Source organism: Priestia sp. YIM B13552 (genome assembly GCF_042787775.1).
Classification (GTDB): domain Bacteria; phylum Bacillota; class Bacilli; order Bacillales; family Bacillaceae_H; genus Priestia; species Priestia megaterium_E.
The window spans coordinates 25,683-42,456 of the sequence record NZ_JBHZOU010000007.1; the positions used below are offsets into that span (position 1 = coordinate 25,683).

12 protein-coding genes are annotated in these 16,774 nt (G+C 37.8%); 11 read left to right on the top strand and 1 reads right to left on the bottom strand.

Features of this window, described 5'->3' with window-relative positions; genetic code table 11:
* The first annotated feature begins 16 nt into the window (after window positions 1–16).
* From gatA to ACFX40_RS22910, 11 genes are all read left to right on the top strand, one after another.
* Window positions 17–1,474, top strand: coding sequence for an Asp-tRNA(Asn)/Glu-tRNA(Gln) amidotransferase subunit GatA (gene gatA, locus ACFX40_RS22860; RefSeq protein ID WP_013055056.1), 1,458 nt, complete (start codon window positions 17–19; stop codon window positions 1,472–1,474).
* A gap of 14 nt (window positions 1,475–1,488) precedes the next feature.
* Window positions 1,489–2,919, top strand: a complete 1,431-nt coding sequence (gene gatB, locus ACFX40_RS22865; protein ID WP_013055057.1) for an Asp-tRNA(Asn)/Glu-tRNA(Gln) amidotransferase subunit GatB — start codon at window positions 1,489–1,491, stop codon at window positions 2,917–2,919.
* 234 nt (window positions 2,920–3,153) lie between these two features.
* Window positions 3,154–4,086 (top strand): diacylglycerol kinase, encoded by a 933-nt coding sequence (locus ACFX40_RS22870; RefSeq protein ID WP_098332816.1) that lies wholly within the window; start codon window positions 3,154–3,156, stop codon window positions 4,084–4,086.
* A 95-nt stretch (window positions 4,087–4,181) separates the two neighbouring features.
* Complete coding sequence (gene rlmD / locus ACFX40_RS22875; protein WP_377256431.1) at window positions 4,182–5,555, top strand: 23S rRNA (uracil(1939)-C(5))-methyltransferase RlmD; 1,374 nt, start codon at window positions 4,182–4,184, stop codon at window positions 5,553–5,555.
* Window positions 5,556–5,749: 194 nt separating this feature from the next.
* A complete protein-coding gene (locus ACFX40_RS22880) occupies window positions 5,750–7,921 on the top strand; it encodes a S8 family serine peptidase (protein ID WP_377256434.1) in 2,172 nt (723 codons plus the stop codon).
* A gap of 84 nt (window positions 7,922–8,005) precedes the next feature.
* Window positions 8,006–8,653, top strand: a complete 648-nt coding sequence (locus tag ACFX40_RS22885; RefSeq protein ID WP_377256437.1) for a hypothetical protein — start codon at window positions 8,006–8,008, stop codon at window positions 8,651–8,653.
* Window positions 8,654–8,869: 216 nt separating this feature from the next.
* Window positions 8,870–9,685 carry a YitT family protein gene (locus tag ACFX40_RS22890; RefSeq protein WP_013055060.1) on the top strand — a complete coding sequence of 272 codons (816 nt, stop codon included), beginning with the start codon at window positions 8,870–8,872 and terminating at the stop codon, window positions 9,683–9,685.
* 195 nt (window positions 9,686–9,880) lie between these two features.
* Window positions 9,881–12,619 carry a GTPase domain-containing protein gene (locus tag ACFX40_RS22895; protein WP_377256440.1) on the top strand — a complete coding sequence of 913 codons (2,739 nt, stop codon included), beginning with the start codon at window positions 9,881–9,883 and terminating at the stop codon, window positions 12,617–12,619.
* 13 nt (window positions 12,620–12,632) lie between these two features.
* Window positions 12,633–12,863: a helix-turn-helix domain-containing protein gene (locus tag ACFX40_RS22900; protein ID WP_013055062.1), complete on the top strand. Its 231-nt coding sequence runs from the start codon at window positions 12,633–12,635 to the stop codon at window positions 12,861–12,863.
* 171 nt (window positions 12,864–13,034) lie between these two features.
* Window positions 13,035–14,018 carry a BMP family ABC transporter substrate-binding protein gene (locus ACFX40_RS22905; protein ID WP_377256443.1) on the top strand — a complete coding sequence of 328 codons (984 nt, stop codon included), beginning with the start codon at window positions 13,035–13,037 and terminating at the stop codon, window positions 14,016–14,018.
* 23 nt (window positions 14,019–14,041) lie between these two features.
* On the top strand, window positions 14,042–15,847 hold the full coding sequence (locus tag ACFX40_RS22910) for an ATP-binding protein (protein WP_098433735.1): 1,806 nt from the start codon (window positions 14,042–14,044) through the stop codon (window positions 15,845–15,847).
* A 27-nt stretch (window positions 15,848–15,874) separates the two neighbouring features.
* Here ACFX40_RS22910 and map read toward each other — a convergent pair whose 3' ends face one another.
* Window positions 15,875–16,621 carry a type I methionyl aminopeptidase gene (map, locus tag ACFX40_RS22915; RefSeq protein WP_025752900.1) on the bottom strand — a complete coding sequence of 249 codons (747 nt, stop codon included), beginning with the start codon at window positions 16,619–16,621 and terminating at the stop codon, window positions 15,875–15,877.
* Window positions 16,622–16,774 lie beyond the last annotated feature (153 nt).

The window sequence follows — 16,774 nt, forward strand, 5'->3', positions numbered from 1 at the left end:
GGAAGGAGGCTTTACGATGTCTTTATTCGATCGTAAACTTTCAGAACTACATAGCCTTTTACACAAGAAAGAAGTACGTGTACAAGATTTAGTAGACGAATCATACAAACGTATTAATGAAGTAGATGATAAAGTAGGTGCGTTCTTAGCGCTTAATGAAGACAATGCTCGTGCTTATGCAAAAGAGCTTGATGAAGCATTACAAACAAAAGATGAATTTGGCCTATTATTTGGTATGCCAATCGGTGTAAAAGATAATATTGTCACAAAAGATTTACGTACAACTTGCTCTAGTAAAATTCTAGCAAACTTTGATCCGATTTATGATGCAACAGTTGTTCAAAAATTACAGGCAGCTGAAGCGGTAACAATCGGTAAATTAAATATGGATGAATTCGCAATGGGTTCTTCAACTGAAAACTCAGGTCTTCAGTTAACGCGCAACCCATGGAATTTAGATTACGTACCAGGTGGATCTAGCGGTGGTTCAGCTGCAGCTGTGGCAGCAGGCGAAGTTCCGTTTTCTTTAGGTTCTGATACAGGTGGTTCAATTCGTCAGCCAGCTGCTTATTGCGGTGTTGTCGGATTAAAACCAACGTATGGTCGCGTATCTCGTTACGGATTAGTGGCATTTGCATCTTCTTTAGATCAAATCGGACCAATCACAAATTCTGTTGAAGATAATGCATACTTACTTCAAGCAATTTCAGGCGTAGACCCAATGGATTCTACTTCTGCTAATGTTGATGTACCGGATTATGTATCTGCTTTAACAGGTGACGTAAAAGGTCTTAAAATTGCTGTTCCAAAAGAATACTTAGGCGAAGGTGTAGGCGAAGAAGCTCGCCAGTCTGTTTTAGATGCACTAAAAGTGTTAGAAGGACTAGGCGCAACTTGGGAAGAAGTATCGCTTCCACACTCTAAATACGCATTAGCTACGTATTATCTATTATCTTCTTCTGAAGCGTCTGCTAACTTATCTCGTTTTGACGGCGTTCGCTACGGATATCGTACAGATAATGCTGAGAACTTAATCGAAATGTACAAGCAGTCTCGAAGCGAAGGCTTTGGAAACGAAGTAAAACGCCGTATCATGCTTGGAACATTTGCGTTAAGCTCTGGTTATTATGATGCTTACTACAAAAAAGCACAGCAAGTACGTACGTTAATCAAGCAAGACTTTGAGTCTGTATTTGAAAACTATGACGTTATCATTGGACCAACTACACCAACTCCATCATTTAAAATTGGTGAGAAAACAGACGATCCATTAACAATGTATGCAAACGATATTTTAACAATCCCAGTAAACCTTGCTGGAGTACCTGGTATTTCTGTGCCTTGCGGCTTATCAAATGGATTGCCATTAGGGTTACAAATTATCGGTAAGCATTTCGACGAAAGCACAATCTATCGTGTTGCTCATGCATTCGAACAAGCAACTGAGCATCATAAAGCGAAACCAGCACTGTAAGGGGTGAGATAAAGATGAACTTTGAAACGATTATTGGTCTTGAAGTACACGTTGAGCTTAAGACAAAATCTAAAATTTTCTCAGCAAGTCCAAACGCATTTGGTGCGGCTCCAAATGCTAACACAAGTGTAATTGACTTAGGTTATCCTGGCGTATTACCCGTGTTAAACAAAGAAGCAGTTGATTTTGCAATGAAAGCAGCACTTGCGCTAAACTGTGAAATCGCAACAGATACAAAGTTTGATCGTAAAAACTATTTCTATCCGGATAACCCAAAAGCTTATCAAATCTCTCAATTTGATAAACCAATTGGCGAGAACGGCTGGATTGAAGTAGAAGTTAAAGGTGAAACGAAGCGTATTCGTATCAACCGACTTCATTTAGAAGAAGATGCTGGTAAGTTAACGCATACAGGCGATGGCTATTCACTAGTAGACTTCAATCGTCAAGGTACACCTCTAATTGAGATTGTATCAGAAGCAGATATGCGTTCTCCTGAAGAAGCATATGCTTATTTAGAAAAATTAAAATCAATTATTCAATATACAGGCGTATCTGATTGTAAAATGGAAGAAGGTTCACTTCGCTGTGATGCCAATATTTCTTTACGTCCAGTTGGACAAGAAGAATTCGGTACAAAAGCTGAGTTAAAGAACTTAAACTCATTTAACTATGTGCGCCGCGGTCTTGAACACGAAGAAATTCGTCAAGAAAAAGTGTTATTGTCTGGTGGCTTAATCGAGCAAGAAACACGCCGTTTTGACGAGTCTACGGGCGAAACAATTCTAATGCGTGTAAAAGAAGGGTCTGACGATTACCGCTACTTCCCAGAGCCTGACTTATTAGAATTACACATCGACGAAGAGTGGAAAGAACGCGTTCGTGCTTCGATTCCTGAACTTCCAGATGCTCGTAAAAAGCGCTATGTAGAAGAGCTTGGCTTACCTGCTTATGATGCAATGGTATTAACGCTAACAAAAGAAATGTCTGATTTCTTTGAAGCAACACTTGCTGCAGGCGGAGACGCGAAGCTATCTTCTAACTGGTTAATGGGTGAAGTTTCTGCTTACTTAAACTCAAATCAAAAAGAACTTTCAGATGTAGCTTTAACACCTGAAGGCCTAGCTGGTATGATTCAATTAATTCAAGAAGGTACGATTTCGTCTAAAATTGCGAAAAAAGTATTCAAAGAATTAATTGAAAATGGCGGAGATGCAAAGAAAATTGTAAAAGAAAAAGGTCTTGTACAAATTTCTGATGATGCAACTTTACGCAAATTCGTAACAGATGCATTAGATGCAAACCCTCAATCTATTGAAGATTTCAAAAACGGTAAGGATCGTGCCATTGGCTTCTTAGTTGGTCAAATTATGAAAGCTTCAAAAGGCCAAGCGAACCCACCGATGGTTAATAAAATTCTTTTAGAAGAAATTAATAAACGCTAAATTTGATAACTAAATGTGAGGTGGGTTTCCATCTCACATTTATTATGAGTAAGGGCGATCGCGCTGAAGGTATGAATAAAAACCGAAACGTGAATATTGTATATCAAGGTTAATTTCTTTATAATATGTTTGTTCATGCCCCCTCTTGTTGATGATGTAATGTGAGGGGGCATTCTTTCACTGATAAAAGTAGGCAAAGATTTGTGACAAATTATCATTATTAGGATGATGAATATGAAAAGAGCGAGAATTATTTATAACCCGACATCGGGCCGTGAAATTTTTAAGAAAAACTTACCGGAAGTTTTGCAAAAGCTAGAGCAAGCAGGCTATGAAACATCTTGTCATGCTACAACTTGCGCTGGTGATGCAACAGAAGCTGCTAAAGTAGCAGTAGAACGTCGCTTTGACGTTGTAATCGCAGCTGGTGGAGACGGTACCATCAATGAAGTCGTAAACGGTATCGCTGGACAAGACTATCGTCCGCAGCTAGGTATTATTCCTGTTGGAACAACCAATGACTTTGCTCGTGCCATTAATGTGCCGCGTACGATTGAAGGCGCTATTGATGTCATTGTAGAGGGCATAACAAAGCCAATTGATTTAGGCTGTGTAACAAACGACGGAGAAACGCATTACTTTGTAAATATCGCCGGAGGCGGCCGTTTAACTGAACTAACATATGAAGTGCCAAGCAAGTTAAAAACAATGCTTGGACAGCTAGCTTACTATTTAAAAGGCATGGAAATGCTTCCTTCTATTAAACCAACATCTGTTGAAATTGAGTATGACGGAAAATTCTTTGGCGGCGAGATTATGTTCTTCCTCGTTTCCTTAACGAACTCAGTCGGCGGTTTTGAAAAGCTGGCACCAGATTCTTCTTTAGATGACGGCATGTTTGATTTAATTATTTTAAAGAAAGCAAATTTAGCTGAATTTATTCGAATTGCGACACTTGCGCTGCGAGGAGAACATATCAATGATCCTCATATTATTTATACAAAAGCAAACCGTGTTAAAATTCATACAAATGATAAAATGCAGCTAAATCTAGATGGCGAGTACGGAGGGTTATTGCCTGGGGAATTTGTAAACTTATATCGCCATGTAGAAATCTTTGTTCCAAAAGCAACAGCTGAATTGATGGAAAAAAATGAGATCGCCTAATTGCGATCTTTTTTCATGCTTTTCTTTGTTTGGCTTTCGCTCTTATGGTACAATCAGTTCAGCATTTTCAAATGACTAAAAGGATGTAACGATAAATGGAAAAATTAAAACCACCTGTAGAAAAAAATGAATATATAGATGTTGCGTTTGAAGATTTAACGCATGACGGAGCGGGTGTAGCGAAAGTGAACGGATTTCCTATTTTTGTTCAAAATGCGCTGCCCGGCGAAAGCGGCCAAGTAAAAGTCATTAAAGTAAAAAAAGGCTATGCGTTTGGCAAGCTTATCAAGCACCATACCATTAGTGAGCAGCGTGTTGAAGCACCCTGTCCGGTCTACAAGCAGTGCGGAGGCTGTCAGTTGCAGCATGTAAGCTATGAAGGACAGCTGCAATTTAAACAAAAGCAAGTAAAAGACGTCATGGCGCGAATTGGCCATTTGCCTGACGTTCCGGTACATTCGACGCTAGGAATGAACGATCCTTGGCGCTATCGAAACAAAGCTCAAGTTCCCGTAGCAGAACGAGAAGGCGGTTTGGTCGCTGGATTTTATCAGCAGCGAAGCCACGACATCATTAACATGGATGCCTGTTTGATTCAGCAGCAGGCAAATGATGATGTTGTTCAAGCTGTCAAATCAATCTGTGAAAAGCATGGCGTTTCTGCTTATCAAGAACAAAAACATAAAGGCTCACTTCGTCATATCATGGCGCGCTACGGACTTGTAACGGGTGAAATTATGGTTGTCATTGTAACTCGTACAGCTGAGCTGCCAAACAAAAAGCGTATTATAGAAGACATTATCGAAGCCGTGCCGAACGTGAAATCAATTGTTCAAAACGTAAACAGCAAGCGCACAAACGTCATTTTAGGGAACCAAACGAACGTACTTTGGGGAGAAGAATATATTTACGACTATATCGGCGACGTTAAATTTGCCATTTCAGCAAAATCATTTTACCAAGTAAACCCTGAGCAAACGAAAGTGCTTTATGACAAAGCGCTTGAGTATGCAAATTTAACAGGAGAAGAAACGGTAATTGACGCCTACTGTGGAATCGGAACAATCTCGTTATTTCTCGCTCAAAAAGCGAAAAAAGTATATGGCGTTGAAATCGTGCCTGAAGCGATTGAAGATGCAAAGCGCAACGCTGAGCTAAACGGTATTCACAACGCTGAATTTGAAGTAGGCGAAGCAGAAGTCGTCATTCCAAACTGGTACAAACAAGGCATAAAAGCGGACGTCATCGTCGTAGATCCGCCGCGAAAAGGATGCGATGAAGCTCTATTGAATACCATCATTGACATGAAGCCGAAAAAAGTTGTCTATGTTTCATGCGGACCAGCAACTCTCGCACGTGACCTAGCTATTTTAGAAAAAGGCGGATATGAGACGGTTGAAGTTCAGCCTGTTGATATGTTTCCGCATACGACACATGTGGAGAATGTGGCGGTGCTTACATTAAAATAAGAGGATAAATACGTAGATCGCTATCAATGAAATGATAGCGATTTTTTATTTTTCTTATAAATAAAAGGTGAAAGTAAATAAATTTATAGTTCTTTTGTCGTAAAATGTCTAAAAGTAAATAGTTATATTTTCTTAAAATGCTGATATTATAGGTCTGTAGTATTATTTTTAGAATATCGATAAGGGGGACCTATATGAAAAAGTCTTTAAGTGCTTTATTGGGAGTAAGTTTATTAGTGTCTGGATTAACGCTAGGCGCGGAGTCAAGTTATGCAGAATCAGGTACTAATTCTAATGTGAAAAAGGCTACGCAACAGTTGAATCCTACTATCCAAATTCCTGCTAGTAAAGTGAAGAAAAAAGAAAAGAATTTATTTAGCGGTAGCTCTAAAAAGGAAACTAGAAGAGGAAAGATAACTGAAGCGGATGCAAAAAGAGGATACATAAAAGACGAAATTATTGTTAAGTTTAAAACGAATAAGTCTATTAGTAGTCTAGGAGATAAAACAAAGGTAAAAGGGTTAAAGTTAAATAAAACGTTAGATAAGAAACTGGGAATTCAAACGTTAAAGTTTGATACGAATGTATCAACTATGAAAGAAATCTTAAAGAGCTTAAATGCTTCCAACGCTGTGGAATATGCTGAACCTAACTATATTTATAAACCAGCAGCTGTTTCAGAGCCATATTATCAATATATGTGGGGATTAAAAAATACAGGTCAGTATATAGATGGAGTGGCAGGGAAAAAAGGTATTGATATAAACGCTGAAAGCGCTTGGGTGAAAACAAAAGGAAGCGCTAGCACTACGGTAGCTTTAATTGATACCGGTGTAGATATTTATCACCCGGATTTAAAGGATAATATTTGGAAAAACACTGGAGAAATTCCTGGTGACGGAGTAGATAATGATCATAATGGTTATGTAGACGATGTGAACGGCTGGAATTTTTATGATGGAAACGAAGATGTTTATTATGACGAAACCGAAGATGATCATGGTACTCATGTAGCTGGAACAATCGCAGCTAAGGAAAATTCAGTGGGTGTAATGGGTGTAGCACCTAACGTCAAAGTCATGCCTTTAAAATTTATTGGTCCTGATGGCGGTAGCACAGATGATGCCATTGCTGCAATTAATTATGCAAAATCAAAAGGTATTAAAATATCTAATAATTCGTGGGGAGGCGGACAGTACTCTCAGGCTTTATATGATGTTATTAAAAACTCAAACTCTACGTTCATAGCGGCGGCTGGAAACGATGGTGACAACATTGATTATTATGCCGCTTATCCAGCTGCTTTTGACTTACCTAATATCGTTTCTGTAGCAGCGGTAGATAACCAAGGTAATCTAGGCTATTTTTCGAATTATGGAAGTGAAAATGTAGATATAGCTGCACCGGGTGTTTCTATTTTGAGCACGCTTCCTGAGAATAGTTATGGCTATTTCAGTGGAACATCTATGGCTGCTCCGCATGTAACGGGTGTAGCATCATTGGTTTTAGCAGCAAATCCATCTTTCAGTTCTGCACAACTAAAAGATACATTGATGAAAAGTACCACAAAACTGTCATCTTTAACAGGAAAAGTTGCAAGCGGCGGTCTAGTTAACGCTGGATTAGCGGTATCAGCTGATATAGATGGAGAAATACCAGGAGTGTCTTTAAATGGAAATAGCATAAGCTCTACCTTGAACGCCTCCACGGATAAAGATGATGTATATTCAGTAAAGTTAACAAAAGGCGAAAAGTTTACAGTTTCGTTATCAGGAGCTGCGGGGACAGATTTCGATTTGTATTTGTATAATCAAAATGCAAAAACTGTAAACTCTAGCGATGGTATCGTAGCTTACTCAGAAAAGTTGAATACTTCAAGTGAAACTTTAACTTTTGTAGCATCGGCTGACGGAGTTTATTATTTAGATGTATACGCTTATAAAGGAAGCGGAAGCTATAAAGTAGATGTGAAGTACGGAGCAACTGCCGGGGTATACGAAGATACTAGTACAAATTTGGCTTATACAGGAAACTGGAGTAAAGTGTCAAACAGCAGTTCATCAGGAGGATCATACAAAGCTGTAAATGAAGCAAATGCTGGCATGCAGTTTGTATTTAATGGAACTGAGGTATCTTTAAATACGCTTAAGGATAATACCCAAGGGCAAGCAAAAGTAACACTAGACGGCACCGCTTATTGGGTTGATTTGTACGCTGATAAGCCACAGTATAAAGCTACAGTGTTTAACAAAAAAGGATTAAAAGCAGGAAAACATACTCTCAAAGTTGAATGGTCTGGAAAAGTTCACCCTGGAGCTAAAAAGACTGTAACAAAAATTACGCTAGATTCTATTACAGTTAAATAATAATCTAAATATGTTTGTTGAGTAAGGGCAGCTTTCATTTGAGGATGCTGCCTCTTTTTAAGTGAAAAAGAGGAGAAATATTTCATGGAAAAGCAATACTTTAATTTAATGTCATTCTTTAACGGTTATGTACGGAGCTATCGAAGAATGAATTTATCAAGTCTACATAACCGATCCATGTTCACAAAACGAGAAATTGATTATTTTGCTCATGTAGGGGAGCTGTTAGGTTTTGATGCCTTTATTGAAGACTCTAAGTTTGATTGCTTGAAAGGTCGTTCTAGACCAATGGATTTATCTTGGTGGAAATGGGATGCTCGATTTGATGACGAATACTTTTTATATCTGGCCTTACATTTAGAACGAGAAAATGTTTGTGAAAAAGATGTCGATACCATTCAAAAGTTATTTTCACAAACGAAAGAAGAATATATTCCTCATAATGTAATAGGAATTCAGTTCGTAGAGTCTTTTGAAAGGATACAATATCTAAATGAATTGATTCTTCGAAAAAATGCCATTCAAAAGTCTAATGCTTTAATGATTTATCGATATTATGACGCTGAGATTAATTCAGAAAGAATTTATGCGTGCAGCTTTACTCCAAAAGGTATGAGTGAAGTAAGAAGAGCTATATGTGCTCAGGATCAGACTGGGTATTGGTTTATGGTATTTGAAGAAGAATATCAACAAGCTGATTTTGATAACGAGAAAATTAGTATAGAAAGATAAATGGGAAATTCGCTACATGAAAAATCAACCTATTTGAATTTAAAGCGAAAGAGGACACCGCTAAGGTTTTTTCTTTCGCTTTTTTACATTTGTCCACCCCAACAACACAGCAAATTTCTGAATATACTTTTTTTAAGGTTTTCAATATTTTAGGAATTATAATAAAGAAGCAATAAATGAAAACATTATATTTGTGGTAAGAGGTGAAGGGACATCATGTATAGAGCAATTGCTATTATAGCAGGTTCTGTGTTAATTGGATTTGCATACAATTGGTTTTTAATCCCCCATAAAGTGCTAAGCAGCGGTATTAGCGGTATTGCTATGATTATAGGAATTTTAACGCCTGCAAGCACGGGAACAATGAATTTTTTGTTGAATTTACCCCTTTTAATTATTGGTTTTATGAAGTTAGGAAAGCGGTTTGTTTTACATACGCTGCTGTCCGTTGTGGCTTTATCAATTGCTTTATACGTGATTCCCTTGAGAGCTGTGAGTACAGATCCTATTCTGTCAGCTGTTTTTGGAGGAGTTTTGACTGGAATTGGCGTAGGATTTGTTTTTCGTCAGTCAGCTTCGACAGGTGGATTTGATATTATTGCGATGCTTCTTACGCATAAAAAAGAATTTCCGCTTGGCGCTATATTATCAGCGATGAATGCCGTGGTTGTATTTGTTTCAGGTTTTTTTGTGAATTGGGACGCGGCTTTATATACGATGCTTTCGATTTTCGTCACAGGAAAAGTAGTGGATGCGATTCATACTCGCCACATTAAGCTCACGTTAACAATTATTACAAGAAAAGGCGAAGAAATGAAGCAGCAGCTTCTTACGAATTTGGTGCGCGGCGTGACGTTAATGAACGGTGAAGGAGCTTATTCAAGAGAAGACCGTAAAATATTAATGACGGTGATTTCACGCTATGAGCTTGCAAACCTCAAGCAGTTAATTCAATCGGTGGATCCTGAAGCTTTCGTAAATATTACGGAAACGGTAGAAGTAATGGGGCTGTTTCGACGGGATGCCTATTAATATATTTGTTATTTCAGCTCCCATTTATGATAAATAGCCATTTTTATAGTATAAAAGTTATAAAAAAAGCCTTAAGAGTAGTTCTTGAGGCTTTTTTTGCGTAAAATATGAGTAAGAAAATATCGTGTATGAAAAGTATAAAAAAGGGAATTTGATAGAGTACATAAAATATTGACATCAAAAAGGAGAGACTATATGACGGTAGAATATCAGTTAACGAAAAAGAAATATTATGAAACGTTTATGCAAGAAAATGAAAATCAGCCGCCTGTAAAGGTCCTTGGACAAGCTTATTACGAAGAGCAGCAAAAAGAGTGGTACGACTTATCGCTCGTTCGCTTAGCCCAGGGAGAAGTGTACTTCCATAATCAAGATTTTGAGTCTGCGATTTTTAAGTGGGAGAATGTAAATGGCGAGTTTAAGCTGTGGGCGAAGAAAAATACGGCCGACGCGCATTATGAATTGGGGTTGTCTACGCTAGCTGAAGAGCTTTACCTATCCATCGAAACGGATTCAAAAGTATTAAAAGCTGAAATAGCGCTAAAGCTATTTTCGCTTTATACGGACCATAACAATATTGAACGAGCTTATGAAGTCATTAACGAGCTGGTTGCTTCTCAGCCGGATTATCCAAACGTCACGGCGATTGCACGCAGATTTTATGAAGAGCAAGAAGACTTTAACAGTGCAGTGGAGCTTGCGGTAGATGAGTGTATTCGGACAGAATCGTTAAATTGGTTTGCGGTATTAAAGACTTACGTAGATAAAGGATATACAGCAAACTTTATCCCTAACTATTTTTATCAAGTGATGATTGCATTTTATAAAGTGGATCAAGTGTATTTCAAACAGCTTGTCTCAGCTTTATGGAAACAATATAAGAGTCAGCCTCCTTATCTTGCTTGGATTAAAACCATCAATGATATTTTCTTGAATATTGAAGTGGGCCTCTATGATTATTGGCAAGAGATTTCAACTCTTTATCAAGAGACGTACACCGACTTGATGGAAAGTGATCATTCTGTAAAGGAATTGCATGAAGTCATTCCGAACGTATTAACAAACTGGCTTAAAATTACCAACAAGTCACGTGCGTTATTTCCGTCTGCGGCCGTGCTTTCATGGAATGAAAAGTTTCCGTCAACTATTGATACCATTACAATCGAAAATGCAGGCAGATTAATTTTTGAGGCGCGTAACGACATTGATGGTCTTGAATATCACTACAAGCTTTGCCATGGCATTATTAAATGGGCTAATGAAAATGGTTTAGAAGTGGGGCACATCTTTAAATGGTGGGTAGACTTTTTATTAGATGCTCATACGACACACTTATTAATCACAGGAACAAATGCTGCAACGTCTTCATTTGTGGGATCGATTACAGAAGAAAAGGTACCGCAAAATCACGAAACAACCTTTGTGTTCATTCATGATGAAGAAGAATCTATTCAGCAAATCGCTGATCAAGAAATCATTCCTATGGAAACGATTGACGGAGCGGAGCAATCTTCTCACCAGGCGCTTGTAGAAGTGAAAAAACCTTTTGCGTTCCTTGATAAGCATAATTGTTCATGCATTGTTACGCCAAGCTTTACAGAACAAGAGGCGCGTGAGCAGGATGCATTTAAATATGCTCCTTTAGCAGATGGTTTACTGTTTGTGCTTGATGCAAAAGAATCGCTGCTTGATGAAGAAAGAGAATTATTGCTGGAGATCAAAGAGCATGCGCCAAATACGCCCGTTCATTTTGTGATCAACAATATGGACAGTCTTTATAATCAAGCAACGATTGAGCGAATTACAAAAGAATTTGAGGCAAGCATTGGAGCAGATTTCCCGCAGGCGCATGTATTAGCCTATACGCCTCACTACGTATCGAGTCAGCACCACGGAGACTTGGCTCAGTTTATTAAAGCTAATTTCTATTACGATCCAAACAACGTTGGAGTAGAAGAGCGTGCGCGCAGACTGCTGTTCTTTATTCAAAGCATGCTAAAGGGCTTAGTGGAGAAGAGAAATCAAACAGAAAATCATTTGATTGAAAGCATTAAATGGAACGAAGATATGCTTGTGCGATTAAATGGCTTCTTGCATCGAGTAGATGACTTAGAACAAGAAAAAGCGAGTAGTATTGTTTCGGCTTATCACGGCATCAAAGAGGATATTAGCAAAAAGTTAAAAAATAAAATTCCTCGTTTACTCAAAAAGTCTTCAGAATTAGTGAAGGAAGACAGTGATTTTAGCACGGTTCATATTGAGCTGAATAAACAAATGAATATGCGCGTGGAAGAGCACTTGCAGCAAGATGTCCTACCTAAGTTCCGTATTTCTTTAAAGGACTGGATTGCTACATCAAATGAAGAGCTGATTGCGAGTCAAGTAGATATTGAAGAAGTAGCAGAGTCATTAAATAAGATGTACAATGAGCAAAAATTAACGTTAGCCTGCGATTTTAAAGTGCTGGATGACTGGCGCCGCGACGTTAATCGTATGGCTAATCGGGTTCAGCTGGATGAAGAAAATATTTTACTTCGCGTTAATCCAACGCAGCTCTTGTTAAAAGGAGCAGGAAAGCTGTTTTCTTCCATTCTTCAAAATCAAACGCTGCTTTATAATCAATATAAAAAGTACATTGAAAGTCAAGACTATCAAGATATCACAGAATCTATGCTGGCGAAGTTTTTTATGCAATTTAATTTATTTGAGAAAAATTTAGAAGTTGATATTGAACTATTCTTTGAAAAGCCAAAAGAGGTTTTAAAAGAAACGATTGAAGAAACACAGGCGCATATTAATGAAAATCAAGACGTTTTAAGTCATATGAAAGCCAATCCTGAAGCTTACTATGATCCGTTAACATTATTCCAGCTTCGCTTGCGTCAGTATGAGTTAATGGTTAAAGCTACAGAAGAAGTACACTATAACGTATAAAAGGTGGAGCAGGATGTATTTAACGATAAAAGAAGCAGCAGAGTATCTATCTTTTCCTGAAGAATATGTACAGAAGTTGATTCAAGAAGGAAAAGTACGGGCTATATTTGATGGTGAAAACTACTTATTAAATAAAGAGCAGTTTAACACCCATTTAGAGCAAATGGAAAAGTACAAAAAACAAATTGAAGAATACTTAAATGAGCCAATCCCTGAAGATATGGACGTAAAAGATGAAGATTGAAGGCAGAAGCAGAAAACAGATGTTTTCTGCTTTTTCTTTTGGAGTGAAAGTATTAAAAAAGGTAAGATATGAAAGAAATGTCGAAAAAAGTTGGAATTTCGTTAAAGATGTAGTCTTTTTAGATGCTTTTTTTATATAATGAAAGTATGCTAAACAAAAAGGAGAAGGTCTATGCAACGATCAAGACAGTTAAGGCTGATTTTATTGCTTGCCCTGATTGTTGTCGCTTCGTTTTTAATTATTATTGTTTCGAAAACACAAGGGATTATAAGTCAGCAAACGACAAAAAAAGTAGAAAATACAAGCGTTGCAATTCTCACCTCTGATGTACTGACAGATCAAAGCTGGGGCAGTCTAGCTTATAAAGGAAAAATCAACATCGAGCAGCAGTACCCTGTTTCGGCTCAAGTTATTAGCGAAGTAAATACGAACCAAAAAATGAAGGAAGCTGCTGAAAAAGTTATTCAAAATGGAACAAAAGTCGTAATTGGACATGGAAGAGAATTTTCTACCGTTTTTACAGAACTCGCTCCTAAGTATCCTCATGTTCATTTCGTCACCATTCACGGTACTTCAACTTATAAAAACCAAACGGCATATACATTTGATCAAACCAAAATAGAGTATCTGGCAGGTACGGCAGCTGCCATGAAGACACAAACGAAAAAAATTGGATTAATTGATACATTTGCCAAAGAAAAGAATCTAGGATTTGAACAAGGAATCAAAGCGTATAATCCATCGATTGCTTTTTATTATCGAGTTGTAAACAGCCGAGACGATGGAGCAAAAGCAGTAAAGCTGCTCCGTGAGTTAAAAGGTGAAGGCGTCGATATCGTCTATGCTAAAGGAAATTCGTATAATCAAGAAGTTATTCAAGAAGCGAAAGTACAAGGAATGTACGTAATAGGATATTTAGATGATCAGGCGTACATGGGTAGGTCTGTTATTTTAACAAGTGTGATCAATGATGTTCCTCAAGCTTACAACGTGATTATGAAAGACTATTTCAGTAAAAAGGGTCTTCCAATTGGAGAAGTCAAACTTGACGCCAGAGACGGTGTTTATAAGCTTGCGCCTTTTGGACCGATGTACAGTAAACGGGAAAAACAAATTTTATATTCGAAAGTTAGAATGTCTACACAGCCGAAGTAACTATGAAAAAGAAAGAGATGATTATGAATCAATTATTTCGCAACATGTCATTCCGTAGCCAAATATTAACGATTCTTCTTTTGATTACATTCATGTTAAGCGGGTTCTCTTTAGTTTTAGTGCATGCCGTTGATAAAATGAATCATGTAAGCAACGAAATTAAAGATGAAGATGTTCCTCAAATGGTGTGGCTTTCTTATTGGGAAGAGCAGCTGAACATAAAAGAATACATTGTGAAAAATAATCTAAAGAACCCCACTGTCTCTTTGATAGAAGAATATCAATCATATGATACACGAGTTATCGAAAATAATGAAAGATATAAGCAGCCTGTGCCAAAATCGTTGATTCCACTGAAAGAAAAAATTGAGCTGCTGGATTTTAAGATCTCTAATAACGTGCAAGGACTGCTGAAGTATGGAGATATAGAGGGAGCGAAAGAGTATCTTAAGGGAAATTATTTGCCGGATTTGCATCAGATAAAAAAAGATATTAATAGTTCAAAAGAGGAGACGGTTGATTCACTTGATACACTATCAGATACACTGTCTGTCATTATTAAGGATTCATTAATTTTATTATTAATTTTAACAGTAAGTGCTATTGTGGCTTCTCTCTATGCTTCATATCGCATGAGTGCGAGTCTTACGAAACCAATTGAACAAATGATTGAAAAAGTGAATGACATTGCAGACGGAGAATACGGTCTTGTTCTTCAAGACACAAAGCAAATTGAGCTGAAGCAGCTTTCGGCTTCTATCAATCAAATGTCGGTTAGTTTAGAAGATTCATTTTGGAAAATCATTAAAGATAAAGCGTATCGCCAGCAGATCTTAAATTCACTGCCTGTTGGAATTATTACAATGGAAGATGAGACAAATAGTATATTTGCCAATACCTCAGCAAAGCAGTTTTTAGATCTCGATGAAAAGGATATTTGCGGGTACATGGAGGAATGTCCTGAATATAATACTGAGTTTTGGAGAATGTTGAATTCGGGAGAAATTCACGAAAATAAAAAAGTATTATTTGGAACAAAAAAGACGTGCTATTGCTTTTTAGCCTCTCAAACGCAGCTGTTTAACGAGAAGAACGAGAGCATTGGAAGGATTTTTTATTTCATTGATATATCGGATACCGAAGAATTAGAAAAGCGAATGCATCAGTCTGAGAAACTTGCCCTGGTTGGAGAAGTGGCAGCCGGAGCTGCTCATGAGATTCGTAATCCTCTTGCCGTGATTCATGGATTTATATCTCTTATGAATCAGTCTCTTTCTGATGAGGAGAAAAAGCGTTTTTACCTGCCTCTACTTATGAAAGAGCTAGAGAGGATTAATTACATCATTGAAGAAATGCTGTTGTTATCAAAACCAGGGACTCCGGTGATGAAAAAAGTCAGCATGCAGGAGATTATTAATGAGCTATTGCCTTTGATTACTCACTCAAGCAAATTTACAGAAAAAGATAAGCTTATCTTCGATGTGAAACTGCAGCCGCATATACTAAAGGTAGATGAAAAACAAATCAAACAAGTTCTTCATAATTTAATTCGAAACAGTATGGAAGCCATGGATGGAGAAGGAGTCATTACAATCTACTCGCAGGTTCATGAAGATAGCTACTGTCTATACATTGAAGATACTGGAAAAGGCATTCCTTTGCATATGCAGCAGTCGCTGTACCAGCCTTTTTCCACTTCAAAAGATAGCGGAACAGGTCTTGGTCTGCCCATTGCTCAGCGTATTCTAGAAAGCCACGGAGGACAGATTAAATTATTATCTACTTCTTCCCGCGGCACCGTTTTTGTTATTAAATTTCCTCTACATTAAAAAAACAGCCTCAAAAGGGCTGTTTTTTTAATGTGCTGTTAAAATAAGAGGACCGTTTTTCGTAATCGCAAGCGTATGTTCAAATTGAGCGGATAATTTACCGTCTGTTGTACGAGCCGTCCAACCGTTTTTATCCATTTTAGAATGCCATGTACCAGCGTTTACCATTGGCTCAATTGTAATCACCATGCCTTCTTTTAAACGTGTACCTTTGCCAGCTTTTCCGTAGTGAAGAATGGTAGGTGCTTCGTGCATAGTATTTCCAATTCCGTGTCCTGTGAAGTCGCGTACCACAGAGAATTTTTCGCCTTCTACATAGCTTTGAATAGCGTGGCCGATGTCACCTGTGCGATTTCCTGGCTGTGCTTGCTCGATTCCTTTCAAAAGCGCTTCGTATGTAACATCTACTAGACGCTGTGCTTCGTCTGAAATGTCTCCAACGGTATGAGTCCATGCTGAATCTGCTAAGCCTCCGTTTAAATTTACAACCATATCAATGGTTACGATATCACCGTCTTTTAACGGTTTAGTTGTTGGAAAACCGTGGCAAATTTCATCATTTAAAGAAGCGCACGTTGCATATTGATATCCTTTGTATCCTTTTTGTTCCGGTGTTGCTCCGTGCTTTGCTAAGTACTCTTCAACAAATTTATCAATTTGCATTGTTGTTATGCCTGGTTTGATCATTTTAGCGATTTCTTTATGACAAGAAGCTAATAATTTACCTGCTTCGTGCATTAAATTAATTTCGCGTTCACTTTTTAATGTGATCATTGTTGTTCACTCCTTTTTTGATGTAACTTTACGAAAAAAGTTGAGCAGCGGTTATAGCCATGAAAGTCGACTATTCATCAGTTCATTTTTCTTTATTTGAAAATCCAAGAAATACAGAAGCCGTCTGCTATGGGGCGATATAAAATCATCCTT

Excerpts from the sequence above, each read along its gene's own strand:
- ACFX40_RS22885 (WP_377256437.1), top strand. The coding sequence starts at position 8,006 with ATGGAAAAGCAATACTTTAATTTAATGTCATTCTTTAACGGTTATGTA.
- gatA (WP_013055056.1), top strand. The coding sequence starts at position 17 with ATGTCTTTATTCGATCGTAAACTTTCAGAACTACATAGCCTTTTACAC.
- ACFX40_RS22895 (WP_377256440.1), top strand. The coding sequence starts at position 9,881 with ATGACGGTAGAATATCAGTTAACGAAAAAGAAATATTATGAAACGTTT.
- ACFX40_RS22870 (WP_098332816.1), top strand. The coding sequence starts at position 3,154 with ATGAAAAGAGCGAGAATTATTTATAACCCGACATCGGGCCGTGAAATT.
- rlmD (WP_377256431.1), top strand. The coding sequence starts at position 4,182 with ATGGAAAAATTAAAACCACCTGTAGAAAAAAATGAATATATAGATGTT.
- map (WP_025752900.1), bottom strand. The coding sequence starts at position 16,621 with ATGATCACATTAAAAAGTGAACGCGAAATTAATTTAATGCACGAAGCA.
- ACFX40_RS22910 (WP_098433735.1), top strand. The coding sequence starts at position 14,042 with ATGAATCAATTATTTCGCAACATGTCATTCCGTAGCCAAATATTAACG.
- ACFX40_RS22880 (WP_377256434.1), top strand. The coding sequence starts at position 5,750 with ATGAAAAAGTCTTTAAGTGCTTTATTGGGAGTAAGTTTATTAGTGTCT.
- gatB (WP_013055057.1), top strand. The coding sequence starts at position 1,489 with ATGAACTTTGAAACGATTATTGGTCTTGAAGTACACGTTGAGCTTAAG.
- ACFX40_RS22890 (WP_013055060.1), top strand. The coding sequence starts at position 8,870 with ATGTATAGAGCAATTGCTATTATAGCAGGTTCTGTGTTAATTGGATTT.
- ACFX40_RS22905 (WP_377256443.1), top strand. The coding sequence starts at position 13,035 with ATGCAACGATCAAGACAGTTAAGGCTGATTTTATTGCTTGCCCTGATT.
- ACFX40_RS22900 (WP_013055062.1), top strand. The coding sequence starts at position 12,633 with ATGTATTTAACGATAAAAGAAGCAGCAGAGTATCTATCTTTTCCTGAA.